21 protein-coding genes are annotated in these 25,291 nt (G+C 53.3%); 11 read left to right on the top strand and 10 right to left on the bottom strand.

The genetic code is table 11. The features are described 5' to 3' along the window. Positions 1 to 89 precede the first annotated feature (89 nt). Together AAFJ72_RS16480 and AAFJ72_RS16475 are read left to right on the top strand one after the other, a co-directional pair. The gene (locus AAFJ72_RS16480) at positions 90 to 1,730 is read left to right on the top strand and encodes a dynamin family protein (protein WP_122906429.1); all 1,641 of its coding nucleotides are present in this window, start codon (positions 90 to 92) and stop codon (positions 1,728 to 1,730) included. A gap of 5 nt (positions 1,731 to 1,735) precedes the next feature. Continuing rightward, entirely contained in the window at positions 1,736 to 3,703 is a 1,968-nt protein-coding gene (locus AAFJ72_RS16475; RefSeq protein WP_432774788.1) for a dynamin family protein, read from the top strand. A gap of 76 nt (positions 3,704 to 3,779) precedes the next feature. Here AAFJ72_RS16475 and putP read toward each other — a convergent pair whose 3' ends face one another. Beyond that, complete coding sequence (putP, locus tag AAFJ72_RS16470; protein ID WP_432774787.1) at positions 3,780 to 5,243, bottom strand: sodium/proline symporter PutP; 1,464 nt, start codon at positions 5,241 to 5,243, stop codon at positions 3,780 to 3,782. 175 nt (positions 5,244 to 5,418) lie between these two features. After that, positions 5,419 to 5,919 (bottom strand): hypothetical protein, encoded by a 501-nt coding sequence (locus tag AAFJ72_RS16465; protein ID WP_432774785.1) that lies wholly within the window; start codon positions 5,917 to 5,919, stop codon positions 5,419 to 5,421. A gap of 127 nt (positions 5,920 to 6,046) precedes the next feature. Between AAFJ72_RS16465 and AAFJ72_RS16460 the strand changes: the two genes are divergently transcribed. Further along, positions 6,047 to 6,253, top strand: coding sequence for a cold-shock protein (locus tag AAFJ72_RS16460; protein ID WP_122906432.1), 207 nt, complete (start codon positions 6,047 to 6,049; stop codon positions 6,251 to 6,253). Between the two features lie 141 nt (positions 6,254 to 6,394). Here AAFJ72_RS16460 and AAFJ72_RS16455 read toward each other — a convergent pair whose 3' ends face one another. Together AAFJ72_RS16455 and AAFJ72_RS16450 are read right to left on the bottom strand one after the other, a co-directional pair. Further along, the gene (locus AAFJ72_RS16455; protein WP_432774784.1) at positions 6,395 to 6,592 is read right to left on the bottom strand and encodes a hypothetical protein; all 198 of its coding nucleotides are present in this window, start codon (positions 6,590 to 6,592) and stop codon (positions 6,395 to 6,397) included. A gap of 138 nt (positions 6,593 to 6,730) precedes the next feature. Continuing rightward, positions 6,731 to 8,164, bottom strand: coding sequence for a PLP-dependent aminotransferase family protein (locus AAFJ72_RS16450; RefSeq protein WP_432774783.1), 1,434 nt, complete (start codon positions 8,162 to 8,164; stop codon positions 6,731 to 6,733). A gap of 135 nt (positions 8,165 to 8,299) precedes the next feature. Here AAFJ72_RS16450 and AAFJ72_RS16445 point away from each other — a divergent pair, with 135 nt between their 5' ends. After that, positions 8,300 to 9,094, top strand: a complete 795-nt coding sequence (locus tag AAFJ72_RS16445) for a thymidylate synthase (RefSeq protein WP_432774782.1) — start codon at positions 8,300 to 8,302, stop codon at positions 9,092 to 9,094. Next, a complete protein-coding gene (locus tag AAFJ72_RS16440) occupies positions 9,091 to 9,564 on the top strand; it encodes a dihydrofolate reductase (RefSeq protein WP_432774781.1) in 474 nt (157 codons plus the stop codon). Before AAFJ72_RS16445 ends, AAFJ72_RS16440 begins: the two co-directional genes overlap by 4 nt. A 132-nt stretch (positions 9,565 to 9,696) precedes the next feature. Here AAFJ72_RS16440 and AAFJ72_RS16435 read toward each other — a convergent pair whose 3' ends face one another. Continuing rightward, complete coding sequence (locus AAFJ72_RS16435; RefSeq protein WP_432774196.1) at positions 9,697 to 11,181, bottom strand: IS1182 family transposase; 1,485 nt, start codon at positions 11,179 to 11,181, stop codon at positions 9,697 to 9,699. Between the two features lie 882 nt (positions 11,182 to 12,063). Between AAFJ72_RS16435 and AAFJ72_RS16430 the strand changes: the two genes are divergently transcribed. The 3 genes from AAFJ72_RS16430 to AAFJ72_RS16420 all read left to right on the top strand — a co-directional run bounded on the left by AAFJ72_RS16430 (position 12,064) and on the right by AAFJ72_RS16420 (position 14,909). Continuing rightward, on the top strand, positions 12,064 to 12,291 hold the full coding sequence (locus AAFJ72_RS16430; protein WP_432774780.1) for a hypothetical protein: 228 nt from the start codon (positions 12,064 to 12,066) through the stop codon (positions 12,289 to 12,291). A 181-nt stretch (positions 12,292 to 12,472) separates the two neighbouring features. Next, positions 12,473 to 13,666, top strand: coding sequence for a M20 metallopeptidase family protein (locus AAFJ72_RS16425; RefSeq protein WP_432774779.1), 1,194 nt, complete (start codon positions 12,473 to 12,475; stop codon positions 13,664 to 13,666). Positions 13,667 to 13,802: 136 nt separating this feature from the next. Continuing rightward, entirely contained in the window at positions 13,803 to 14,909 is a 1,107-nt protein-coding gene (locus tag AAFJ72_RS16420; RefSeq protein ID WP_432774778.1) for a YheC/YheD family protein, read from the top strand. Between the two features lie 110 nt (positions 14,910 to 15,019). Here the strand turns inward: AAFJ72_RS16420 and AAFJ72_RS16415 are convergent, their stop codons facing one another. Both AAFJ72_RS16415 and AAFJ72_RS16410 read right to left on the bottom strand, forming a co-directional pair. Further along, the gene (locus AAFJ72_RS16415) at positions 15,020 to 15,247 is read right to left on the bottom strand and encodes an aspartyl-phosphate phosphatase Spo0E family protein (RefSeq protein WP_432774776.1); all 228 of its coding nucleotides are present in this window, start codon (positions 15,245 to 15,247) and stop codon (positions 15,020 to 15,022) included. A gap of 423 nt (positions 15,248 to 15,670) precedes the next feature. Next, positions 15,671 to 17,035 carry a helix-turn-helix domain-containing protein gene (locus AAFJ72_RS16410; protein WP_432774775.1) on the bottom strand — a complete coding sequence of 455 codons (1,365 nt, stop codon included), beginning with the start codon at positions 17,033 to 17,035 and terminating at the stop codon, positions 15,671 to 15,673. A gap of 270 nt (positions 17,036 to 17,305) precedes the next feature. Between AAFJ72_RS16410 and AAFJ72_RS16405 the strand changes: the two genes are divergently transcribed. Both AAFJ72_RS16405 and cimA read left to right on the top strand, forming a co-directional pair. Then, entirely contained in the window at positions 17,306 to 18,145 is an 840-nt protein-coding gene (locus AAFJ72_RS16405; protein ID WP_432774773.1) for an alpha/beta hydrolase, read from the top strand. A 119-nt stretch (positions 18,146 to 18,264) separates the two neighbouring features. Continuing rightward, positions 18,265 to 19,887, top strand: a complete 1,623-nt coding sequence (cimA, locus tag AAFJ72_RS16400; RefSeq protein WP_432774772.1) for a citramalate synthase — start codon at positions 18,265 to 18,267, stop codon at positions 19,885 to 19,887. A 177-nt stretch (positions 19,888 to 20,064) separates the two neighbouring features. Here cimA and AAFJ72_RS16395 read toward each other — a convergent pair whose 3' ends face one another. After that, on the bottom strand, positions 20,065 to 20,925 hold the full coding sequence (locus tag AAFJ72_RS16395; protein WP_432774771.1) for a helix-turn-helix transcriptional regulator: 861 nt from the start codon (positions 20,923 to 20,925) through the stop codon (positions 20,065 to 20,067). A gap of 126 nt (positions 20,926 to 21,051) precedes the next feature. Between AAFJ72_RS16395 and fabF the strand changes: the two genes are divergently transcribed. Next, entirely contained in the window at positions 21,052 to 22,290 is a 1,239-nt protein-coding gene (fabF, locus tag AAFJ72_RS16390) for a beta-ketoacyl-ACP synthase II (RefSeq protein ID WP_432774770.1), read from the top strand. A gap of 148 nt (positions 22,291 to 22,438) precedes the next feature. Here the strand turns inward: fabF and AAFJ72_RS16385 are convergent, their stop codons facing one another. Further along, positions 22,439 to 22,669 (bottom strand): DUF1128 domain-containing protein, encoded by a 231-nt coding sequence (locus AAFJ72_RS16385; protein WP_432774769.1) that lies wholly within the window; start codon positions 22,667 to 22,669, stop codon positions 22,439 to 22,441. A gap of 25 nt (positions 22,670 to 22,694) precedes the next feature. Beyond that, positions 22,695 to 25,187, bottom strand: coding sequence for a DUF3656 domain-containing U32 family peptidase (locus tag AAFJ72_RS16380; protein ID WP_432774767.1), 2,493 nt, complete (start codon positions 25,185 to 25,187; stop codon positions 22,695 to 22,697). Between the last annotated feature and the right edge of the window lie 104 nt (positions 25,188 to 25,291).

Raw genomic sequence — 25,291 nt, 5'->3', positions numbered from 1 at the left:
AATTGAACAACCCTATGAGGTATGATACATTCGGCATGGTAGAATAGAGAGTTGAGAGAGTAGGAAAGACGGAGAAGGGTGGAATCGTAGTGCTTGACAGTCAAGTTTTGGTTCGGGAAACAGACTTTTCGAAACTCGCGCATACATGGGAAGAGCTGGCGCAAGCAATGGCAGAGCAGGGAGATACAACAACGCCAGCCAAACTGAAGCAACTGGCTGAAAAAACGCGGAGAGCAGAGCTGAACATCGCTTTCTGCGGACACTTTTCCGCAGGGAAATCCACGATGATAAATACGCTTTTGGGGGTCAGCCTTCTGCCCTCCAATCCGATTCCGACCAGTGCCAACGTCGTGAAGATTCGCGGGGGCGAAAAAGCCGCTCGCGTCTATACAATGAATGGCGACGTCGTGACGTTTGATCCGGATACAGAGATGGAGAAGCTCAAGCAGTTTGCCGTTGACGGAGATACCGTGGAGTCGGTTGAGGTGACGTATCCGGGGACGCTTCTTGATGAGCATTCCAGCCTGCTCGACACGCCGGGGATCGACTCGACGGACGCCGCGCACAAAATTGCCACGGAATCGGCGCTGCACCTGGCTGATGTCGTCATTTACATGATGGATTACAACCACGTCCAGGCAGAAGAGAACTTCAACTTTACGAAAACGCTGAAGGATCGCGGCAAGCCGGTCTATCTGGTTGTGAACATGATTGACAAGCACATTGACTTTGAGCTTGATTTTGAGAGCTACAAGGAAAGTGTCGAAGAAGCATTTGCGAACTGGAACATTCATCCGGACGGCATTTTTTACACCTCGCTCGCGGAGCCGGACCATCCGGAAAACCAGTACGCGGAGTTTCGGCAAAAGCTGCTTGAACTGATCGCCGGACGCGAACAGCTGGTAGGCAAAAGCGTGCGCAGCGCAGCGGAGCATTTGATCGAGGAGCACGTCCAGTCGCTCAAGCGAAGCCACGCAGGCAAGCGTCAAGAGCTGGAGAGCAAGCTGGACAGCCTGGAGCTGGCAGAACTGGACAGCCGCGATGCCCAAGCGGTATCCGCAGCGCTTGCACAGGCAGAGGCGCAGATGGAAGCGCTGAAAAGCAGCACAGCACAAGCGCGCGCCCAGATGGAAAAAGATTTGGGCTCTTTGCTCGACAATGCCCGGTTGACCTACTACAGCACGAACGAAGCAGCAGCGAGCTATCTGGAGAGCCGCAAGCCCGGCTTCAAGATGGGCTTTTTGTTCGCGGGGAAAAAGACAGAGGAAGAGCGCAAGCGCCGCGAGGAAGCACTGCTGGCCGAGTTCCGCGAAAAAGTGGCGGGCAATCTCGACTTTCATTTCAAGGAACTGATGAGCAAGCAATTGCAAGCGCATGACATCCGTGACGAGGAGTACCACGCGCGCGTGCATGCGACGCAGATCGAGATTACGGGCGAGTTTCTGGCGAAGCACATCAAGGACGGGGCGGCTTCCCGCGAGTATGTGATGAACTACTGTACAGACGTCGCAAACGCGATCAAGCTGGAGTACAGACGCGCGGGCCTCGCGTTCATCGAGGAGGTCGTCGGACGCCTGGCGAGCCGGATGGAACAGGAGAGCGCAGCGCAGCTTGAACGCATCGGCATCCTGCGCGAGATGGCCTCGCTGCATGAACAGCTCGCAAGCCTCACTGCCAGCGAAGAAAACACGAGAGAACGACTGCAGGCAATTATGCGTGAAGGAGAATAGGGATCATGAATCAGCTTCGAGACAAACTTGTCGCGGCGGCAGAGCGTCTGCGCCGCACAAGCCACGAAATCGTTACCGTACCAGGGATGCAAGCACAGGCGCAGGCGATGCTGGAGCGGGCAGATCGCCTGACAGCCAATCGCTTCACAGTCGCTTTGTTTGGCGCATTCAGTGCGGGGAAATCATCTTTTGCCAATGCGTTGATGGGCGATCTCGTCCTGCCTGTGTCGCCTAACCCGACGACAGCGGCGATCAACAAAATCATGCCGCCAAGCGCAGAACACCCGCACGGTACGGTGCGCGTGGTGCTGAAGGAAAGAGACGCAGTCGAGCAGGATGTGCTGCGCTCGCTGGCTGTATTTGGACTGCATGCCTCCAGTCTGGAAGGCGGGCTGTCCGAACTGAACAAAATTGACGTGGCGCAAATTCCGCCGACAGCCAAGCCGCACTACACGTTTTTGAAAGCCGTCACAAAAGGTCTTCCCGAGATGGACACTCACCTGGGCGGAGAGCTGATCGTGGACATGCAAGCATTCAAAAGCTTCGTCGCCAAGGAAGAAAAGGCGTGCTTTGCGGAATACATCGAGCTGTTTTACTCGTGCCCGCTCACCGATCAGGGCATCGTGCTCGTCGACACGCCAGGAGCGGATTCCATCAATGCCCGCCATACGGGTGTGGCCTTTGAATACATGAAAAATGCGGACGCTGTCCTGTTCGTCACGTACTACAATCACGCGTTTTCCCAGGCTGACCGCGAGTTTTTGCTGCAGATGGGCCGGGTCAAGGACACGTTCGAGATGGACAAGATGTTTTTCATCGTCAATGCGGCTGACCTCGCTGCTTCGGAGGAGGAACTGCAGGGCGTCATCGCGCATGTGGAGAAAAACCTGCTCTCCTGCGGCATTCGCCTGCCGCGCATTTATCCGGTATCGAGCCAGACAGCGCTTTTGGCACGCATGCACGAAAAAGGCAAGCTGGCTGCTTCCGCAGAAAAAGTATACCGCCAACGCACCCAAACGGCAGAGGGCGCTCCGCTCATGCCGGCAGAGGAAGCGTTCAAGCTGTCGGGTATGGCCGCTTTTGAAACAGCGTTTCTCCGCTTCACCATCGACGAACTGACACAGATTGCGGTGAACGCAGCGATGAGCGAAATTCGCCGTGCGCACGACACGCTGACCGAATTCATGCGTATGGCCCAGTCCGGCGAAGACGAACGTCTTGCCCGCAAGGAAGCGGCAAGCAAGGCCCAGTCAGACGCGTTGGCTGCGGTGGCGGCTCTGTCTACCGCTTCGTACGAGCGCGACCTGGCCAAAGAGCGCGAGGAGTTGCTCTACTACGTCAAGCAGCGGCTGTTTTTCCGCTTTAGCGAGCTGTTCAACTTCGCGTTTAACCCGGCGGTTCTCAAGGATGACGGACGCAGCATGAAGCAGGCGCTCCAGGGCTGCCTGACCGATCTTCTGCGCTCGGTCAGCTACGATCTGGCACAGGAGCTGCGCGCTACCACATTGCGCCTGGAAAAGTTCCTGGGCAAGCAGGGAGCGGCGCTCGTCTCCGCGTGGCAAAAGGACGTGCACGCCTACGCAGCAGGTTTGACGCTGGCTCCGTTCCAGCAGCGTCAGGTAGAGACGCTCGCCTTTGCCGAAGAGCTGCCTGTGTCTGCTGAGGCATTCTACCCGGCGCTCGGACTGTTCAAAAACACGAAGGACTTTTTTGAACAGGACGGCAAGACGAAGCTGCGCGAAGAGCTGGAAAAGCGCATGCAGGAGCCGGTAGCGGCATACGTTGCGGCCGGAAGCGAGCAGCTTGGCGAGCAGTTCAGCACGCTGTTCCACGAGCTGATAGAGACAGAGCGGAACCGCGTCGTCGAGCAGATTAACGAATACTTCACAGGGCTGTTTGCCGCACTCGACATGACGGTGGATCTGGAAGAGCTGGGAGCGAAGGTAAGCCGTGTGGCAGCGGAGCTGGAGTAACCGCTTGTGAAGCGATAGAAAAAACGCCCAGGCATTTGCACGAGAGGCAAAGCCTGGGCGTTCATTTTTTCAAGCGTTATTCGGATACTTTTTTGTACTTGTCAAACTGGTCGGCAACTTCCTTGGAAGGCCCGTTTGTCAATTTGCTGACGATCACGATCGCGAGCAAGCTTGCGGCGAAGCCCGGAACCATTTCGTACAGGAAGTCTTTCAGCACATCGAAGCTTGTCCAGATGATAACGGTGGCGGCTCCGGCGATCATGCCAGCGAGTGCGCCCCATTTGTTCATCTGCTTCCAGTAGAGGGACAGCAGGATGACTGGACCAAACGATGCACCAAATCCGGCCCATGCGTATCCGACGAGATCGAGGATCGTATCGTTTTTGTTCAACGCCAGCAAAAAGGCGATGACGGCGACGATCAGGACGGAGAGACGGCCAACGGCGACAAGCTCTTTGTCCGTCGCAGAGCGCTTGAGGAACGTTTTGAAAATGTCTTCTGTCAGCGAGCTGGAGGTCACGAGCAGTTGGGAAGAAATCGTACTCATGATGGCAGCCAGAATCGCAGCGAGCAAAAAGCCAGTGATGAGCGGATGGAACAGCACCGTGCCGAGCTGGATAAAGATTGTTTCCGGGTCGGCAATCGTCCAGCCTTGCTTCGCGTACAGCGCAATACCGACCAGTCCGGTAAACATGGCGCCTGCTACAGAGAAAATCATCCAGCCCATACCAATTGTACGCGCTTTCTTAATTTCCCTTGTGGAAGTAATCGCCATAAAGCGGACGATAATGTGCGGTTGTCCGAAGTAACCGAGCCCCCAGGCAAACAGGGAGATAATGCCCATCACGCTTGTCCCTTTGAAAATATCGAGCAGGGTCGGATCAACCGAGTGAATGGTCGTAAACGATTCGCCTACACCGCCAACAGTCAGGATGGTGACGAGCGGCACCATAATGAGTGCGATAACCATAATCAAACCTTGTACGGCATCCGTCCAGCTTACGGCGAGGAAGCCGCCAAACAGCGTGTACGCAATCGTAACGAGGCCAACTACCCACAAGCCGGTCTGGTAGTCCAGGTTAAACGTGTTTTCAAACAGGACACCTCCGGATACGAGACCGGAAGAGACGTAAAACGTGAAGAAAATCATAATGACGAGTGCAGAGACGAGACGCAGCATCCGGGAGACATCACCGAAGCGGTTTTCCAGATAGGCCGGAATCGTAATGGAGTTGTTCGCTACTTCTGTATACGTGCGCAGACGCGGAGCCACATACAGCCAGTTTGCATACGCACCGAGCGTCAAGCCGATCGCGATCCAGGATGCGCTAAGACCTGTGGCATACATCGCACCTGGCAATCCCATCATCAGCCAGCCGCTCATGTCGGATGCGCCGGCACTCAAGGCCGTTACGGTTGGGCCGAGTGACCTGCCGCCGAGCATGTAGTCAGTCAGATTGGAGGTACGTTTGTAGGCATAATAACCGATGAGCAGCATGCCTACCATGTACACAACAATGGATGCAAGCAGCATGTTCATGAAAAGCACCCCTTCTTTTGTTTCATATTCATAAAAATATTAGTGACGTCTTACACAATATCATGCCCCGAAATGAAAATCTATAATAAAACACAGAAAATTTTGTAGAGAAGCAATAAAAAGTTTTTAATTTGTATGAAAAAACCTGCAATTTTACCTATTGCAGGCCTGTTTTCTAGGTATTGTCTGCGCTTTCTTGTAAAATAATTCCTTTTTGCTGTACTTGGATCTGTCCACTGCTGTCGAGTGTCACCTTGAACTCCTTCACCACGGCAGGTTCTGCCCCCGGGTTGTTCAAATCGTGCTTCAGCACTTGAAAAGTACCGTCGCCCATAAGTTTGCCCGTGTATTCTACCCCGAACAAGTCGGACTTGTAAAAGCTGAAGTTGGCCAGCTCGGTCTTTTGCAACTGGTCGACGAGCAACTGGCCGTCACCGCTGAACATGGCGTTGCGCAGAGGCTCGGAGGATTCATATTTTTGCTGGAGATACGTCTTCAATTGCTGGGCAATTTCAGATTCCGCGAGCTGCTTGCCCGCTTCTACCGCCTGTTTGCCTACCTCGATTGCCTGTTTGCCCGTTTCCACAGCCTGTTGCGCTGTCTGTACGCCTTCGGAAATTTCCGAGCAGGCTGTCAAGAGCAGCGCGCAGCCAAGAATCCATGCTTTTTTCATCATCTGTGTTCCACTCCTTTCTTGCACGCTTGAATGATGCTTTATTTATTTTACTGTATATCCACTTTCGGCGCATCCGCATATGATGAGGTAAGCGTAAGAGCTGCACTGATTACAGGGAGGAAGCGCAATGATTCAAGGGAAAGTAAAATGGTTCAGCAAGGAAAAAGGGTATGGATTTATCGAGCGGGATGGAGGCCCTGACGTGTTCGTGCACTATTCGGCGATCACAGGCACAGGGTACCGGAATTTGGAGGAAGGCGAGTACGTTGAGTTTGAGATTGTGAATGGACAGCGGGGATTGCAAGCGGCAAATGTCGCGCGCAAAATCGTCTAGTTTGGCCTGAAAAAAAAGCAGCAGATGACCGATCCGTCATCTTTTTGATTCCAGACGCCGTCACACCCGAAAGGGCTGGCGGCGTCTTGTTGTTGGCGGAAATCTCTTCCAGAGGGAGTCTCCCCGTATGGAGTGCAAGTCCTACAGGTTGTAGAGATAGACGCACAGGGCGATGGCGAGCATCGACGTAATACATGCGTATATGAGCAGCAGGTTGCGCGAACGTTGCTTGAAGCTGCGCTGCTTGGCTTCCGCCGGCTTCAGACCGATGAGAAACGTCCCGACGAACGCACAGACAACGAGAATGATGACGGCCACAATAAAGGGAAAAATAGGCATGACAAACCAATCGTCCTTTCTGTATCACACAGTCATCCTGTGAGGCACACACAAGGATGCAGAGGGTTGGCAGGGCAACTGATTCGATCATATACCGTCCTTTGCAAAAAGTGGCCATCCACTTTGCCGTTTTTTTGCTCATCCACTTGCGAAAAATGCTTCGGCAAAACGTTCGACTGCGGCAGGAATTTGGCTGAGGGCAGCTCTTCCGAACGTAAAGCGCACGTGCCCCGGCGTTGCTCCGAACAAATGGCCAGGCACGAAGACGACACCCCGCTTGACGGATTCGGTCAGGAGCTGCTGCTCGCTCCATGTTCCGGCAAAGCGGCACCAGAGATGGATGCCTCCTTGTGCTCCCGCCATGTCCACCTGCTCGCCGAATGTTTCTTGCAGCGAAAAAAATAGCTGGTCGTGACGGAGGGCAAGCTGCGTGCGCAGCTGATCGACGTGCCGGGCAAACTCGGCGGAAGCCAGGAAGCGGTCGGCCAGCCACTGTGGGAAAATGCTGTGTCCGAAGTCAAACTGCTGCTTCGCGTCTGCCAGCCGCTCGATGACGGTCTGCGGGCCGACAATCCAGCCGATGCGCAGGCCGGACGCGACGATTTTGGTCAGCGAGCTGATGTACAGGACGGTACCGTGTTCGTCCAATGATTTGAGCGTAGGGATCGGTTCTTTGGAAAAGGCGGTCAGGCTGTAAGGATCGTCTTCGATGATCGGAATGCCGTTTTCAGCAGAAAAAGCGAGCAGTTGCTTCCGACGCTCAAGCGACAGGAGCGTCCCGGTCGGATTTTGGAAGTTCGGGTTGAGAAACACCATCTTGATCCGGTGCTTGCGGTGCAAGTCGGCGAGCTTGTCCGGGTCAATCCCATGCCGTTCGACCGGAAGCGAAAAGATGCGCAAGCCAGCCGAGTGAAACAGCGGCAGGGAATGGCAGTACGAAGGCGTTTCAAGCGCTACGGCGTCGCCCGGTTTGAGCAGGCATTGCACGACGAGGTGCAGCGCTTGCTGCGCCCCGGAAGTAATCATGATCGAAGTGGCGGGCGCTTTGATGCCGCGCCATTCTTGCATATGGCGGCCGAGCGTTTCGCGCAGTGACCAGTTGCCTTGCGGATGCTCGTAGCCAAGGTGAGCGGGGAAGTCATCCGGGTTTGTCAACTGTCGCAGTGTATCATGGGGAACGAGATCAGGGGAAAGCTCACCGCTTGCCAGGTCGATCAGTTCGTTTTCCTGTGTTTCCCTGCGAATTTTCCGGATGAGCGGCAGATTGGGGCGAAACGATCCGCTTTCGGTTAAATGCCGCCAGTTCGGGACACGCGTGCGTGCCAGGCCCCAAATATCCTGACTGACGAGCGTTCCGCTTCCTTGCTTGCGCTCCACGATTCCGGCAGCCTGCAACTCGTCGTAGGCCGCGACAATCGTCGAACGGTTGACGCCCAGCTCTCTTGCCAGCGAACGCTCCGAGGGCAGACTGCTGCCAGGCCCGAATTCGCCGCTGCTGATGCGCTGCTCGATTTGCTCGGCAATTTGCTTGTATAAAGGCTTTGGTTTTGTCCCTGTCGTCTTGTCGTCCATGTTCATCCTGCTTTCTGTACGTGCTCATTTTCCGTGACAAAAGTAAATATCATCCAGTCCATTATACCACGCAAATGCTTTCTTTCCTTTTGGACAAGCTTTGTTTAGTATAGAGAACGGAAGGGAGAGATGGGGATGAAACAATACCTGGAGCTGTGCCGACGCATTTTGGCAGAAGGCGTCACGAAGGAAGACCGGACAGGCACAGGAACGATGAGCGTTTTCGGGCATCAGATGCGTTTTGACTTGAGCGAAGGCTTCCCTTTGCTCACGACGAAAAAGCTGCATATGAAATCGATTATCCACGAGCTTTTGTGGTTTTTGTCTGGGGATACAAACATTCGCTACCTGCAGGAAAACGGGGTGCGAATCTGGAACGAGTGGGCCGATGAGAACGGGGATTTGGGTCCGGTGTACGGCAAGCAGTGGCGTTCCTTCACCGGGCGCGACGGCAAGACCGTAGACCAGATTCAATGGGTAGTAGAAGAAATCAAAAGAAATCCGGACTCCCGCCGTCTGGTCGTGAGCGCGTGGAATCCGGCCGACCTGGACGAGATGGCACTGCCGCCGTGCCATTTGCTGTTCCAGTTTTACGTGGCGGACGGCAAGCTGTCGTGCCAGCTGTACCAGCGCAGTGCCGACACGTTTTTGGGCGTACCGTTCAACATCGCTTCCTACGCACTGTTGACCCATATGGTCGCGCATGTCACAGGGCTCAAGGTCGGCGATTTTGTCCACACACTGGGCGATGCGCACCTGTATTTGAATCACATCGAACAGGTGAAGCTGCAAATTACCCGCGAGCCAAAGCCGTTGCCCAAGCTGAAGCTCAATCCGGCTGTCACGTCCATTTTTGACTTTACGTACGACGATATTGAAATTGTCGATTACGAGGCGCATCCGCACATCAAGGGCGAGGTGTCCGTATGATTAGTCTGATCGTGGCCTACGCGAAAAATCAGGTGATCGGCAAAGACGGCAACATGCCGTGGAGCCTGCCTGCCGACTTGAAACACGTCAAGGAAATCACGACGGGCAAAACGATTGTCATGGGCAGAAAGACGTTCGAGTCAATCGGCAAGCCGCTTCCAAACAGGCGAAACGTCGTGCTGACGCGCAGTCGGGACTTTCACCCGGAGGGCGTCGACGTCGTGCACTCAAAAGAAGAAGTGCTAGCGCTGGGCGACGTCATCATTTTTGGCGGTGCCGAGATTTACCGCCAGTTTCTGGATGTCGTGGATCGGCTGTACATTACGGAAATCGATCTGGAAACGGAAGGCGACACGTTTTTCCCCGCCTGGGACCGCGACGCGTTTGTGCTTTTGGACAAGCGCGAGGGCGTAGTGGACGAGAAAAACGTGCATCCGCATACGTTTTACGTGTACGAGCGCAAAAAATAGGTGAAGTACGATCCAGAGAAAAATGCTTCCTGTCAGTCGGAGAGCACTGCAAAAGTGCTCTCTCGGTTTTTAATAATGGGTTCATGTCAATAATTGATGCCGACGGCATCAAAAAGAATGCAGCCTTACTTCTTACGAAGCTGGCTGCATTTGCTTTATTAGCTTTACCATTCGCTTTACGTTTACAACGAATGCCGTTAAGTATGCTTGTATCCGCATACCAAATAAACCACGGTATTTTGCCCTGGTCAATCCATGAAATCTTTTTAATTCAGCATTTTTGTGCTCAATGATCCGGCGACGCTTCGATCGCTCTTTGAAGGTGGTGCTTGCCTCAAACCTCATGTGCTCTTGATAGTGCTCCGCCACCATACGAATGGAATAAGTCTTTGCTTTGGCACCAGGCTTGTAGCATCCTTCGCGAAGTGGACATGTCTTGCACTTCTCCACATCAAAGTAAAAGACAAGAGAACGGCTGCGCCCGGATTTTTTCTTCCCTTGTACCGCTTTTCGTATACTGTGCTCTCCGGTTGGGCAAATGACAAAGTCGGCGTCTTTGTTGTATGTAAAGCCTTCCTGTTTCATTCCTCCGGAATGGACAATTGGGTTTAAGGGGACTATCGGTTGAATGTCTTTTGAGGCAAGGAGATTTAAATTGTCTTTTCCAGAGTAAGCAGTGTCTCCGATGACTTCCTCAATCTTCATACCTGTCTTTTCTGTTTGCTCTAATAGCTTTGGCAGTTGTTTGCCATCATCTTCACTTCCACCCGTAACTTCAATCGCAGTGATGATCTCTTCTTCTGTCATCGCTACATGCTCTTTGTAGCCAAAAAAGGAGAGGGTATTGCTTTTCCAGCCAAAACGCGCGTCTGGGTCAATCGCAGACATGATGCCTTTGTTTGCTAGTAACCGTTCATCTTCCACGATTTGCTTTGCGTGCTTGAGTTTTTCGGAGATGGCCCCTTCATGATCAGGAAGGAGATTTTCTACCGTTTCTCCCAGTTCAGCGAGGTAATGTAGCATCACTTTTGCCGCATCGACATCGCCTTGCATACACTTCGGAGGACGAGGAAGTTTCTTCTCCAGCTTTGGATGCTTTTTAAGTACGGCTCGTACGAGCCGTTTGGCGGCTTCCTGCAACACGTCCAAAGGCCGTTTCTTTTGAGTGGAAGCAACAGTATGTGTTGCATCGACAATGAGTGTTTTTGACTTAATCAAGCCTTCTTCTACGCACTGTTTTACAAGCACTTGTAAGATTTCGTTAATCTGGCTTGCACCTAAGCGATGATTCCGAAATCGGGATAATTGTGACGGATCGGGCAAAGTATCCTCAGGATTCAACCCCAAGAACCATTTATACGCGAGGTTTACTTGTGCTTCTTGAATCATTCGCTCATCGGATAAGCCATAAAGATACTGCAGAAATAAAAGACGAAACAGAAGTTCCGGTTCATTCGCTGGTCTTCCGTAATATTCACAATAAGATGGACGAACTAACTCGTAAATGAACGAAAAGTCCACAGCTTCGTTGATTTTTCGAAGAAGATGGTCTTCGGGAATTAAATTGTAAAGTTCTGAATGAAATGAGGCTTTCAATTGTCTGTCAGCAGATAGCATGGCAACATGTCCTTTGAACATTTTCTTAATATTGATTATAGCGAAAAACCAGCACCGCGAGGTGCTGGCAATCATTCAAAGCCAAAAAGCTGATGGAGTTTGGAATAGGAGGCGTTTTATTTGCGGAGCGCCTTTGCCAGCCTTCCAGCGTAGAGACGTGGACACGGGGATGAAGGGGGCGTTAGTCTCACTTCATTGTGAAACCCAGATGTTGAGCCCCCGCCCCGTGAAACGTCTCGGAACGGACAGATAAGCCCCATAGTGGGCTGGCAACGAAGCGAAGCAAAGAAACGCCTTCACTTTCCATATAAAGGAAGTGTTTTGCAGTGCTCTCCAGTCGGGAGGCATTTTTTTCTTGCAGTGCCCAGAGCATATGGGCATTCTTTTTCCCCGCAAACATAACACTAGCGCCTTCTTGTTGGACTGGTTGATTGGACAGACTTGTGCGCTCCGGCGGCTTTGGACGAATAAGGAGACATGAGGAGATAATACCACCGCGCTAGGCGGAGTCTTTCTTTTCGTGTGTCAATGGGGATATAGAAAATGTTTGAAAAAATGGTAATATATTGTGTAATCGATTTATCAAATATATTCTCTTATGAAAGGTGTGTATTTGAAATGAAAAAAAGCAGCATTTTCAAAAAAACAGCGTTGAGCCTTTTACTTCAACGGCTTTACATGGAGGGGCGGGCATGATAGGCTCGTTAGCCATGCGATGCAGTGATTTACAGGCATCGCCTATGACGAAGGAAACGGTGTACTCATCACCGTTACATGGCCATCAATTGTTTCAGGCATAGAACCTCAGTAATTGCATTTATTAATATAAAAAACCGTTCTTTGGGAACGGTTTTTTCCACTAGCTAAAGGAGACGGGATGCATTGATTAAAAAGGAGTTTCTTTTTGACGTTTTGAATGTATGTGCCATCGTAGTCTTGGTCGTCTGCTTGTTTACCAAAAGTCCATCACAGTACAGCTTTGCAGCGCTGGGTGCGATATTTTTCATCTCGGGAATGGAGCAAATATATAAAAAACATACTGTTAAAATGATTATCAACCTGCTGCTTGCTGCAATTACCTTTTACTATAGTTTTACCGGCTGGCAATAAGCAAAAGCAAAAGCGTTTCTGCCGTGCAAAATTTTTTGCGACTGAGAAACGCTTTATTTGCGCGCTAAACAATGCAATCTGCTCCATCTTCTTCAAAAAAGGAACCTCTCCGCTACAGGCGCATTTTTGCTATGATAAAGACAGACATAAAAAAGCGCACCCAGTGGGAGGAGAGAAACAGATGTCCTTGCAGGAACAATTGAAATCGCTGCTCAAAGAGATGGAGCCGCAAATCATTTCGTGGCGACGCCATCTTCACCAATATCCAGAGCTTTCCTTTCAGGAGGAAAAGACGCCGGCGATGATTGCGGAAATCTTGCGCAGTCTGAATTTTGACGAAGTGCGGACGGGAGTAGGCGGCCGCGGGGTGATCGGGGTGCTCAAGGGCAGCCGTCCGGGCAAGGTCGTGGCGTTGCGCGCCGATTTTGACGCGTTGCCGATTCAGGATCAAAAAGACGTGCCGTACAAATCAACCGTTCCTGGGGTCATGCACGCCTGCGGTCACGACGCCCATACCTCCCAGTTGCTGGGGCTGGCAAGCGTACTCGCTGCACACCGCGATCAGTTTGCCGGAGAAATTCGCTTTTTGTTCCAGCATGCGGAGGAAGAATCTCCGGGCGGCGCGATTCAAATGACGGAGGACGGGGCAGTCGACGGCGTCGATGCGGTGTTTGGCGTCCATCTCTGGTCCATGCTGCCAGTGGGCAAAGTGTTCATCAGCAGCGGCCCGATCATGGCCAACACGGACGACTTTGTGATCGAGATCAAAGGGCGGGGCGGCCACGGCGCAGTTCCCGAGGAAACGGTCGACTCCATCGTGATCGGCTCGCAAATCGTTGGAAATTTGCAGACAATCGCCAGCCGCAACGTCAGCCCGCTGGAAAGCGTCGTCGTGACGGTCGGCACTTTCCATGGCGGCGACAACAACAACATTATCGCGGACAGTTGTCGCCTGACGGGAACCGTGCGGACGTTTTTGCCTGACGTGCGGGATCGCGCGGAGCAGCGGCTCGGCGAAATTGCCGTCGGGACGGCGAAGATGATGGGCGGCGAGGCGAAAGTATCGTACGAGCGCGGCTACCCGGCTGTCATCAATCATGAGCGGGAAACGCAGATCGCCCGCGAGGCGGCAGTAGCGGCGTTTGGTCCCGAGCGCGTGGAGCCGATGAAGCCGCTGATGGGCGGCGAGGACTTTTCTTACTATTTGGAAAAGGTCCCTGGCGCGTACCTGTTTGTCGGGGCAGGCAATCCGGATAAGCTGGCGAAATATCCGCACCACCATCCGCGCTTTGACATCGACGAAGATGCGATGCTCATTGCCGGAGAGCTGTTGGGACGAACAGCCCTGCTCTATCTGGAAAAACATCAGGGGTAAACAGGAAGACTTGCAAAGATGCGCTTTTGCCTAGCGGTGGCAAAGGCGCTTTTTATTGGATGCGGCCATAAACTGATGAAATGAGGCGTCGTACACCACACACGGCATGCGGGTGAACAAAGGAGGGACGGCCTCAGTGAGAAAACGGATCGGCATACTGACCTATCGGGGAGAAACCGGATTTGTCGAACCAGGCTTTCTGCGCCTCCTGGTCAAGGAAGGCAGCAGCATGGGGGCGGATGTTTTCGTATTCGGGCCGCAAGATGTGAAGTTTTTCGAACGCAGGATCAAAGGCTTCGTCCCTGCCGAAAAAGGCTGGAAGAGTGCGTGGTTCGATTGGCCGGACATTGTCATCGACCGCTATCGCTATTATCCGTTGGCGAAGCATAGCCTCTATCTGCCGTTCCGAAAGCAAAACTGGTTTCGCTATGCCAATAACCGTTTCACCAATAAGTTCAAACTGCATCAAATTTTGCAGGCAGATCCGCTTTTGAAAAGGTGGCTGCCGGAAACGTTCGCCTACTCCCGAAACACCCTCGTTTCCATGCTGGGGCGTCATCGGCTGGTCTATCTCAAGCCGACAAACGGCTCGGGCGGGAGGAGCATCCTGCGCGTGGAAAAAACAAAACAGGGCTACTTGCTGCACGGCCGCACCAAGCAACAGGCGAAAAGCAGCGAGAAGCTCTCGTCCATCACCAAAGTATGCGAGCGGCTGGAGGTGTGGATGGATCGCGAGAAAAACGGAAAGGAAGACTTTTTTCTGCAACAAGGACTGCAACTGTCGCTGGTGCCGGGACGAACTGTCGATGCCAGGGTGCTGGTGCAAAAGGACGGGGAAGGCATCTGGCGGCTGACGGGCATGGGCATACGCATCGGTTCGACGCGATCCTCGACCTCGAACCTGCACGGGGGAGGCACGGCGATGGCTGCCATTCCGTTTTTGGCAGGTCGCTTTGGGCAGGAAGAAGCAAGGCGCATCGTGCTGGAATGCAAGGAGCTCGTCCTGCAAACGGTGGCGCGCATCGAGCAGCACTTCGGGCAGATGATGGAGTTTGGCTTCGATCTCGGCATTGATGTGCACGGCCGGGTGTGGATTATCGAAATCAATCCGAAGCCGGGCCGGGAAATTTTCAAGCAGTTGGGAGAGCAGCGCCGCTACCTTCAGGCGGTGCGCCGCCCGCTGGAATACGCTTTGTACCTGATCGAACAGGATGCACAGCGAAAAGACCAGTTATTCGGTTGAAAAGACCCTTCCGCCGCTTGAAGGGTCTTTTTCATTCCCAGGCACATATGCCCAAAAGAAAAAAGACCTGGACGCACGCAAGCGTACCAGTTCTTCCGGATGTTGTGATCTCATTTACCAGATTTTTTGTTCGCGGTGATTTGATACTGCACAATATATTCGTCCAGACGTTGGCTTAACACTAAAACTTCACTGTGGGAAATCCCCTTTTCCTGAACCAGTTTCACTAATTGGTCTCGCATTTCCTCGATGATTGCTGATATGTTCTCTATTTTTCGATGATCTTCTGTCATATCAGGAGATGGAATGCCTGTTTTTTTCCCCGTGTCTACCATCATCAGCTCCCTGTTTTTACAATATAAGGGTATATATAACTATACGGCATTCTGCAAAAAACAAGCAGTTGGGGAAAATTGCAGAGCGTATGCAGTTAACCACGAAGCAAGCATCCTGCGCCATTCTGCCCAAGCAGCAACAGGCGAAAAAAGAAAGAGCCCAGGGAAAAGACGCGTACAATGCGCTCCTGTGGGCTTGCGTTTTCCTGCCGAACCATAAGACAAAAACAGGGAGGTCACTTAAGCCTCCCTGTTTTGTACCAACTGCGGATTTGCGATTTTATCAGCCGCCTACACCGTGATCGTACTGAATGATGGAAGGTTTTATCGTGATGATGTTCCCATTTGTGTCATGGATGTTGATACCGAATCCCAAGCCCACTACCAAGAAGCATAATGAGAATACAAGCCTTTTCACACTTTTCTTCATCGTTCCTCGCTCCTTTCGTCTACTACACGCTGAAAGATCGTTTTCTGCACATCCGATGCGTGTTGAAGATGGGACCAAAACAAACCAATACAGCTTTTGAAATAATCAAAGTCCTTGGAGGCATTCGTTAAAGCAAGGCAGCGCAAGATTTCATCCAAGCCCTCTGAATATTTCCCTTTTTTAAACAAGTATACCGCTAAATGGTATCGAAAGTGAAGATGATGAGTTTGTTCAATAACTCCCTGAGTGTTTCCAAATCCTTCTATATCTTCTGAAAACCGCTCTAATACGGATTCAATTGGAAAATCAAACTCATTTGCAGCTTTGATGATCGTGACCAGTCCGGGAAGTATCTCTTTTGGATTTTGGGAAAGGAACGCCAGGTAATCTGGCAGAACCTCTATGTTTCCCATCGACATAGACAAAGTGTATGAGTTCGCCAAAGCCCATAATCGATATTTCTCCACTTCTGCTTCGCTTTCCGGATCGCGAATTTCAAACCAGCTTAAATCGGCATAGCCATTCGTGTACAATTTTGCTTCTTCATACTTGCCCATGTTTTTCAGGGCTACCGCTTTTAAAAGATACCCCTGTCCATAGTACAGAATCAAAGGGCGCTCCGTTTTTGGCAATTCACTTGGCTTGTTGATTCTTCTTCTGCGAAGCTCATCTTCGTAGACAATGGTTGCCAATTCCCTTAACTCATCTGCGTATTTCCCGACATCCTCCCACCTGCGCAGGGTGTAACAAATCTTTGCCAGGTGCAATAGCGCATCGAGCTGATGATTTTCCGGCAACCGCCTTCTGTATGGTTCAAAGCGGATAACAGCCTTAAACTTTTCTTCAGCGTTCATCCCTTCGGCAACTCGGAACAGTCGGTACTGGCTCATCACAAAGTGATTGGCATAGCTATCCTTTTCGTTATCGATGACGAGCAGGTAAAAAGGGAGGGATTCTTTCCATTTCCCTTTTTCAAAAAGCTGTTCCGCTACTGAAAACAGGATTTTGATATTTTTCGGATTCTCCAGCAGCCTTGAGGCAGTCTCGCGAATACAATCCTGGCGGCCAAGCTCAGCACAGCGAGTCAGATAGGGGATAACACGGGGACGGGAAAATTTGTCCTCGGTTATACATTCTTCCGGATACAGTTCGTATAACCATCCTGGCTCGTGCCCAAATGCAATGGCCAGTTGATCCAGTTGCCGTATCGTCATGGGACGAGGAGGCTTCCCATTGAAAATCGTGCTGAGCGTCCCTGAATTAATGCCGGTTAATTCGCTGAGCTTACTAATTGTAAACCCTTTCAATTTCATGTTTTTTTCGATCTCTGATCGCAATGACCGCCGGATCATTCCCCCCATAAGTAACACTCCTCAAATACACGAATGGCTGCTTTATTTTGCCAAATTCTTTGCTCGATAGAAAACTTTCTGGCACTTAAACTATTATTATATTAACGCGACAGTCAATGAAAGTAAATGAAAGGTCGTTTTTGGAAAAATTTGTTCAGTCAAAACAAGTCACACTGCCCCCATGCAAAAAATCCCCCATTTGCCCAACGGATGCGGCATAATAAAAGTGTCTGTCGCCGCAAGCGGCGATCATCACGTAACCGAGGAAGGAGAGCGAGCATGGGACAGGAAGCGTTTTCCATTGATCTGGGAGAAGGTTTGACACTGCGAGGAAACATACATACGGAGGAAGCAGCCGGGTCTTCTCAGCCGCTGCTTTTGTTTTGCCACGGCTTCAAAGGCTTCAAGGACTGGGGCAGCTTTCCGTACGTCGCAGATGAGCTGGCGAAGCGAGGGATTGCGACGATCCGCTTCAATTTCAGCTGCAACGGCGTAGGGGAGAGCCTGACCGAATTTGATGAGCTGGAAAAGTTCGGGATAAACACGTATGCCCGCGAACTTGCCGACCTGCATGCACTTGTCGAGCGGATCGTGTCTGGCGAGCTTTCTTTGCCCGCCTGCGTGGACAAAACCAAGCTGTACGTGCTCGGACACAGCAAAGGCGGTGGAGATGCCATCCTGTTTGGGGCGAAAAACCCGCATGTGACAGGCATCGTGACGTGGAACGGCATCGGTGACGTCAACCTGTTCGACGCAGCGCTGCGCAAGCAGATCGAGGAAAACGGCGTCGGATACATTGCGAATGCGCGCACTGGACAACATATGCCGATCACGCGGGTCGTCATTGAGGATGTGGACCAGAACCGGGACGAATATGACATTTTGGCCAAAGCAGCGGCCATGGAAAAGCCGTTGTGCATCATTAGTGGAACAAACGATTTTGTCCGTCTGGTAGAGGCTGCCAAACGTATCCACCAGACTGCGAAAAACAGTGAGCTGCACTGGATAGAAGGCGGCGATCATACATTTAACACGCGTCATCCGTTTGCGGGCACTTCGGCTCCGCTGGAAGAAGCGATCGAGCGGACAGCCGCTTTTGTCCTCACCCCGCGGACATAGAAAAAGCCGCGATTTTCCTGCGTTTTCAATCCATTTGGGCTATGGTATACTGGGGAACATCGAAAGATTTAAATGATGTGATTATTCAGAAAAATATCAGGAACAGGTGGAGAAGAAACATGAAAAGCAAGGTGTATCTGTACGATACCACCCTGCGAGATGGGACGCAGGGAGAAGGGATCAGCCTGTCGGTGGAAGACAAGATAAAGATCGCACTGCGGCTGGATCAGTTCGGCATTGATTTTATCGAAGGCGGCTGGCCTGGGAGCAATCCGAAGGACATGGCGTTTTTTGAGCGCATCCGCGAGATTCCGCTCCAGCATGCCAAGGTGACCGCGTTTGGCAGCACCTGTCGTCCGAATGTGGCGGCTGCCGAGGACGACAACCTGCAAGCTCTCATCGCAAGCGGCGTGCAGGCGGCGGCAATTTTCGGCAAGTCGTGGGACTTGCATGTCACAGACGCGTTGAAAACAACACTGGAAGAAAATGTACGCATGGTCGCCGATTCGGTGGCTTTTCTGAAACAAAAAGGCTTGACGACGCTCTTTTTGGCGGAGCATTTTTTCGACGGCTACAAGGCAAATGCAAGCTATGCGCTAGAGGTGCTGAAAGCAGCGGAAGAAGCCGGAGCCGACTGGATCGTCCTCTGCGATACGAATGGCGGAAGCTTGCCGCACGAGGTGTACGAGATCGTCAAGGCAACTGTGGGACAACTGCGTACGCCGCTCGGGATTCACCCGCACAACGACAGCGGTGTGGCCGTAGCGAACGCACTCGCGGCCGTGCAAGCCGGGGCCAAGCAGGTGCAAGGGACCATCAACGGGATCGGGGAGCGCTGTGGAAACGTCAACCTCGTTTCTGTCGTGCCCAACCTGCAGCTTAAGCTCGGATACGACTGTGTGAGCGGCGAGCAGCTGCAAGGGCTGACGCAGCTGTCGCGCTACGTGGCGGAGATCGCCAACATGACGCTGCCCAACAACCAGCCGTTTGTCGGGCACAGCGCCTTCGCGCACAAGGGCGGCATCCACGTCAGCGCTGTCCTGCGCGATCCGAAGACATATGAACACATCGAGCCGGAAAACATCGGCAACAAGCGCCGCGTACTCGTCTCCGAGCTGGCAGGCCAGAGCAATCTGCTCGCCAAAATGGAAGAACTGGAAATCGATCTGTCGCTGGATCGGGAAAAGACCCGCGAGATCATCACGCGCATCAAAGAGCGCGAGTTCCAGGGCTATCAGTACGAAGGCGCGGAGGCTTCGCTTACGCTCATGCTGCTTGAGGCGTCCGGTAAGCTGAAAAACTGGTTCACGCTTGATTCCTTCAAGATTTTGATGGAAAAGGCAGCCGTCCAGTCGATCACGTCCGAGGCGATGGTCAAGCTGCGCGTCAATAGCGAGAGCGTCCATACGGCAGCAGACGGAAACGGCCCTGTCAACGCGCTGGACAACGCCATGCGCAAAGCGCTGGAGAGCTACTACCCCTGTATCGCCAACATGCACCTCGCCGATTACAAGGTGCGTGTGCTGGATGAAAACGGAGCGACAGCGGCCAAGGTCCGCGTCCTGATCGAATCAGCGAGCAATGGCGAAAAGTGGAGCACAGTCGGCGTCTCTACCAACGTGATCGAAGCGAGTTGGGAAGCACTTGCGGACAGTATTCGCTACTTTTTGTGGAAGGAAGGCTGCGAGGAAGCGGGCAACCTGTCGTCTGCGGAAGCGCGGGTCGGAATCGTCAATCATTGAAGCGGCAGGCTTGTTGACTGGCGCGTGAGCAGCAATAGCATGTGTAAGCACAATACCTGATTTACTCGTTAAAAAAAGACCAGCAAAGCTCCTGGGAGCTGCCCTCTTTCTGCATCGGACAGGGGAGGGCTGCTCGGGTGAGAGCAAGCTGGTCTTTTTGTTTGGCTTTTTTCCTGCTCAGTCGTCCTCCGAAGCAGGTCGATCAATCAACTGGCGCAGCTTTGTTTCCGTCGAGGACTGGGGATCTGGCGTGTAGATGCTGCAACGCAGGTCAGCGCTGCCCTGCACTTGCAGGGAGGTCAGATGAAACTGCATTTTCCCGGCCTTGGCGTGGCGAAATTCAAGCAGCACTTCGGGGGCGGAGCTGACGTGACTCTGCTCCCAGAGCCGTTGGAAATCGGGGTGCACTTTTTTCATTTCGCTTAAAAAATGCGCGTACCATTCATCTTCGACGTACTGCCCGTAGTACGCCCGGAAAATCGCGAGAAAACCGCTGACGAAATGCTCCCAGTTGACGGCCAGCCGCCGCAGTTCTTTTCGCGTGAACAAGAGCCGGATCAGGTTGCGTTCCTCGAACGGAATTTGCTCGAAGTCGAGAAAGACGTGCGCAGCGGCGTTGTTCCAGCCGACGATGTGAAGCCGTCTGTCGGAGACGATCGTCGGACAGGAGCGCAGCTCGTGCAATATTCTTTCCAGGGCGGGGCTGATCTGGGGCGGTTCTTCTTTTTGCAGGCTGGTGCCCACTCCCGTCCCGCTTTCCAGAGCCAGCGCGTACAAATATTTGCGCTCGTCGACGGTCAGCTGTAGCGCTTTGGAAACGGCGTCCAGCACAGAGGGCGAGACTTTGATGTCTCTGCCTTGCTCCAGCCACGTGTACCAGGTGGGGCTGACTCCTGCCAGTTGCGCGACTTCCTCGCGGCGCAATCCGGGTGTCCGGCGGCGGGTGCCAGGGGCAAGGCCGACGGATTGGGGAAGAATTTTGGCGCGCTGTGCTTTTAAAAACGACGACAGGGCCTGCAATCGTGTCTGGTTGTTCATAGCCGACTCCTTTTCTGGTCTTTTAGCCAAAACTGTTACTTGTTATACTAGGATAAATAATAACTTGTAATAGGATAACACGTGTGACAATATGGTTTCCATAAGGACTTGCAAAGGAGGATAACCATGGAAAAAGTAGTAGTTACAGGTATGGGTGTCATTTCGCCTGTAGGCAGCAACGTACAGCAGTTTTGGAGCAGCTTGACACAAGGAAAATCAGGCATATCGCAAATTGATAGATTCGATACATCCCGCTATAAAACCAAAATTGCCGGACTCGTCCGCGACTTTGATCCGGAGGCTCGCTTCGGACGCAAAGAGGCGCGGCGCATGGACCGCTTTTGCCAGTTTGCCATGGCGGCAGCGGATGAAGCGCTGGAAGATGCGGGACTGCGGCTGGAGGAATGCGACCGCGAGAGAGTAGGCGTCTACGTCGGTTCGGGGATTGGCGGCGTGCAGACGCTTCTGGAGCAGCATGACTTGCTGCGCGCGCGAGGACCGGAGCGGATCAGCCCGACGCTCGTGCCGATGCTCATCGCAAACATCGCGCCAGCCATGATTAGCATCAAGTACGGCATCTACGGCCCGACCCTGTCGCCTGTCACCGCCTGCTCGATCGGCAATACGGCAATCGGCGAAGCGTATCGGCTGATCCGTTCCGGCCGGGCAGACGTCGTCATCGCCGGGGGAACCGAGGCCGCGGTCAACGAGGTGTCGCTGGCGAGCTTCAGCAACGCGATGGCTCTGTCCACGCGAAACGACGATCCGACAGCCGCAAGCCGGCCGTTCGATGCGAAGCGGGATGGATTTGTCATGGCAGAAGGCGCAGGCATCCTGATTCTGGAGTCGCATTCGCATGCGCTGAAACGCAACGCCCGCATCTACGCAGAGGTCATCGGCTACGGTGCCAGCTCGGACGCCTACCACATGGTCGCGACCCATCCGGAAGGAATCGGGCCGTACCGGGCGATGAAGTGGGCGCTGGAGGAAGCAGGCATTCAGCCGAATGAGGTAGACGTCATCAGCGCCCACGCCACCAGCACCGAAATCGGGGACCGCTCGGAGACGCTGGCGATCAAGCGATTGTTCGGCGAGCATGCCAAGCGTATCCCGATCACCGCGAACAAGTCGATGACAGGCCATATGCTCGGAGCGTCAGGCGGTGCAGAAGCCATCGCCCTGGTTAAAAGTCTCCAGGAGGGAATCGTCCCGCCGACGATCAACCAGGAGGAACGCGACCCTGTCTGCGACCTCGACTACGTGCCGAATACGGCCCGCCAGCTGCCGCTGAACATCGGGATGTCCAACTCCTTTGGCTTTGGCGGACATAATGCGGTGATTGTTTTGCGGAAGTACGAGGGGTAAGATTCAGTGTTTTGGAACCTTTCCGAATGGTTTGGGAAGGTTTCGGATTCTCCCGTAAAAAATCTGCGAAACAGACACGCCCAATACAAAAAGCGTCACTTCCCAAACGGGAGGCGACGCTTTTTGCCTTCTGCAACCGATCTCTCTGCTAGGACTGCTTGCGCATGGCACCCAATTCTTCGACGATCGCCGTCATCTCATTGATGCCGAACGACGTTTTTTTCTGCACCATGTTGTACAGGTACAGCAGGTCCTCGTAATGAGCGAGGTCAAAATCTTCCGCACGCATGACGGCGGTGTTCGCCATGTTCAGCTTCGCTTTGATGCCCTCGATCAGCACCGCCAGATTTTCCTTTGTCGCCTCTTTCAAGTCTGCCATCGTTGTTCTCCCCTCCAAAAAGCAGTTATTTGGTCAACTGTCCCCGCGTGACACCAAGTTGATTGCTTGCTTTCAGCGTGCGCCATACGTGTGTGCCGCTCACTTCTCCGCGTAAAGCCTGACGGTACAGGCTGATGACTTCGCGCACGCGCTCCGGTTCTTCCTCCAAAAACTCGATGCGGTAGCTGCCGACATGAAGGGAGCGGAACTCGTTCAAATACTCCGCACCCGACTGGTCGATGGCGTTGTACACCGTGTTGCGGCAGCCGGTGTCTACCCGCACCGGGTGCGAGAAGCCGACGCGGTCCTTGAGCGAAATGCGAGAGGCTTCGCACGGGGTTCCGCAGTTGGTATGGTCGGTCCCCTCACTCAAAAACGTGCAGTACACGCAATGCTCGGTATGGAACATCGGCAAATGCTGATGGATGACCAGCTCCATTTTGGCGGCGTTGGAGCGGCTGAGCAAGTCGACCATTTGCTGGATGTTCAAGTCGTACGAAGGCGTAACCCGTGTCAAGCCCGCTTCGAGAAACAACTCGACAGCTTTATGGTTGGCCACATTCAGGGAGAAATCGCCGATCAGCGGAATGTCGATTTCATCCTTGCGGGACAGGTAGTAGTAGAGTGCCCCGGTGTTGCGCACGAGAATCGCGTCCGGCTTGCTTTTGGCGATCAGGGCCAGCACGCCGTTTTCGTCCGGCATGTGAATGCGCATCGTCGCGATCCCGATTTTTTTGCCGTACTTGTGCGCCAGCTTGACGCCTTCCGGGTACTGCTTGACGAACTCGAAGTCGGCGTAGAGGAAATCAACGTCTGTCTGCGCGGCCGCCTCCAGTTGCTCAAGCGAGCGGCACAGCGCGGTCAGCATCGGCTTTTCCACCGGCTCTTTGCGCGGCACGTCCGCGTACACGTTGACGTCGCGATGCTGGTAGACAGGGGGCTTGGAGCGCAAATAGACGAGCTGCTCCACGGCTTCCCGGCGCATCCGGTTCAGCTCGCTGACAGGGACGATCAAGTCTCCGTCCAGCTCGACGCTCAAATCGTGCGTGTCCAGATAAAAAATGGTTCCACCCAGACGACTTAACTGGTCGTGCAGCAGCTCATGTGTCAACGGGCGCTTCAGGGCAGCCTCAAGCGGCCTTTCCGACTGTACGGTCACAGCGTGGTTCGCCTGTTTGTCCACCCAGGTGATGCTGAGCTTATCGCCCGCTTTGCCGCTGACGTGTACGGCGAGCGGGAAGGTGCGGTACGGCTTTTCCGTTTCAAACGTTTTGCGCAGGCGGCGATCCAGCTCGGGGTCGCTCGTTTTCCATACGCGGTCGCCCACGTTAATGCGCTTCAGGTTGACGTCGTTGCGGCCCATGACAAGCTCGTACAAGCCGTTTTCGACCTCGCCCTCCACCTTTTTGCCGCGGGAGAGAATATCGTAGACGCGTCCGCCTTCTTCTTTTTGCGTCGGATCGCCCGCGTCGAACACGATGCCGTCACCGCGTTTGACGGGAGCCGTAATCTCGACGAGCACGCTTGTTCCGAGCAGCTTTTTCACTGTGCCCAAAAAGACGCCGCGGCTTTTCGGGAACGAACCGTCCACAAGCTTCTTGTTGTTCGTTCCTTCCAAAAATCCATGGGTAAAGCCGCGGGAAAAGCTTTGCTGCAACTCGCGAATCTCGACTTCGCTCGGCTCCGTGTTCTCTCCGGCAAAGTAGCGCTCGATGGCCGCGTTGTACTTGCTGACTACGTTGGCGACGTACTCCGGCGATTTCAGGCGGCCTTCGATTTTGAACGAAGTCACGCCCGCCTCGATCAGCTCCGGAACGAGGTCGATGGCAGCCAGGTCCTTTGGCGAGAGGAGATACGCGATATTGCCCATCTCCTTTTGCACGCCGTCCACCATCAGATCGTACGGCAGACGGCAAGCCTGTGCGCATTCGCCGCGGTTGGCCGAGCGTCCGCCCCACATTTCCGAAGTCAGGCATTGACCGGAGTAGGAGACACACAGTGCGCCGTGGACGAACACCTCCATCGGCAGCTTCGCTTTTTCCCCGATTTTCTTGATTTCCTTGAGCGAGTTTTCCCGTCCCAGTACGACGCGCTCGATGTTGAATGGCTTCGTAAATTCGACCGCTTCCGGCGAAGTGATCGTCATCTGCGTGGAGCCGTGGATCGGGAAGTCCGGAGAAATTTCGCGAATCAGCTTCACCAGACCAAGGTCCTGAACGATAACCGCGTCCACTCCGGCGTGAATACAGGCGTCGATCAGCTCGCGCGCTTCCTCCAGTTCGTTTTCAAAAACAAGAATATTAAAGGTAAGAAACCCTTTTACCCCGTACATATGCAAATAAGCCATAATCTCAGGCAGCTCAGCCATGTGGAAGTTCTCCGCCCGCGCGCGTGCGTTGAACTTTTCCACCCCGAAAAAAACGGCGTTGGCCCCATTCGCGACAGCGGCCTTCAAACAGTCCCAGTTGCCGGCAGGAGCCAACAGCTCAATATCTTCACGCTTGATTCCATTTCGCATGTGAATGTCATTACCTCCAAGGTCGTTAAGACAAGCTCTCCTTCATCATAGGGAAATGTCCCTGCTCCCGCAACAAAAACCTCCACTTCTCCAAATTCGAAGGG

This window comes from Brevibacillus gelatini (assembly GCF_050920745.1).
GTDB lineage: Bacteria > Bacillota > Bacilli > Brevibacillales > Brevibacillaceae > Brevibacillus > Brevibacillus gelatini.
This window is presented reverse-complemented; position numbering and strand designations above follow the sequence as displayed.

Coding starts and splice junctions, on each gene's coding strand:
- AAFJ72_RS16475 (WP_432774788.1), top strand. CDS start 1,736: ATGAATCAGCTTCGAGACAAACTTGTCGCGGCGGCAGAGCGTCTGCGC.
- putP (WP_432774787.1), bottom strand. CDS start 5,243: ATGAACATGCTGCTTGCATCCATTGTTGTGTACATGGTAGGCATGCTG.
- AAFJ72_RS16465 (WP_432774785.1), bottom strand. CDS start 5,919: ATGATGAAAAAAGCATGGATTCTTGGCTGCGCGCTGCTCTTGACAGCC.
- AAFJ72_RS16460 (WP_122906432.1), top strand. CDS start 6,047: ATGATTCAAGGGAAAGTAAAATGGTTCAGCAAGGAAAAAGGGTATGGA.
- AAFJ72_RS16455 (WP_432774784.1), bottom strand. CDS start 6,592: ATGCCTATTTTTCCCTTTATTGTGGCCGTCATCATTCTCGTTGTCTGT.
- AAFJ72_RS16450 (WP_432774783.1), bottom strand. CDS start 8,164: ATGGACGACAAGACGACAGGGACAAAACCAAAGCCTTTATACAAGCAA.
- AAFJ72_RS16445 (WP_432774782.1), top strand. CDS start 8,300: ATGAAACAATACCTGGAGCTGTGCCGACGCATTTTGGCAGAAGGCGTC.
- AAFJ72_RS16440 (WP_432774781.1), top strand. CDS start 9,091: ATGATTAGTCTGATCGTGGCCTACGCGAAAAATCAGGTGATCGGCAAA.
- AAFJ72_RS16435 (WP_432774196.1), bottom strand. CDS start 11,181: ATGCTATCTGCTGACAGACAATTGAAAGCCTCATTTCATTCAGAACTT.
- AAFJ72_RS16425 (WP_432774779.1), top strand. CDS start 12,473: ATGTCCTTGCAGGAACAATTGAAATCGCTGCTCAAAGAGATGGAGCCG.
- AAFJ72_RS16415 (WP_432774776.1), bottom strand. CDS start 15,247: ATGATGGTAGACACGGGGAAAAAAACAGGCATTCCATCTCCTGATATG.
- AAFJ72_RS16410 (WP_432774775.1), bottom strand. CDS start 17,035: ATGGGGGGAATGATCCGGCGGTCATTGCGATCAGAGATCGAAAAAAAC.
- AAFJ72_RS16405 (WP_432774773.1), top strand. CDS start 17,306: ATGGGACAGGAAGCGTTTTCCATTGATCTGGGAGAAGGTTTGACACTG.
- cimA (WP_432774772.1), top strand. CDS start 18,265: ATGAAAAGCAAGGTGTATCTGTACGATACCACCCTGCGAGATGGGACG.
- AAFJ72_RS16395 (WP_432774771.1), bottom strand. CDS start 20,925: ATGAACAACCAGACACGATTGCAGGCCCTGTCGTCGTTTTTAAAAGCA.
- fabF (WP_432774770.1), top strand. CDS start 21,052: ATGGAAAAAGTAGTAGTTACAGGTATGGGTGTCATTTCGCCTGTAGGC.
- AAFJ72_RS16385 (WP_432774769.1), bottom strand. CDS start 22,669: ATGGCAGACTTGAAAGAGGCGACAAAGGAAAATCTGGCGGTGCTGATC.
- AAFJ72_RS16380 (WP_432774767.1), bottom strand. CDS start 25,187: ATGCGAAATGGAATCAAGCGTGAAGATATTGAGCTGTTGGCTCCTGCC.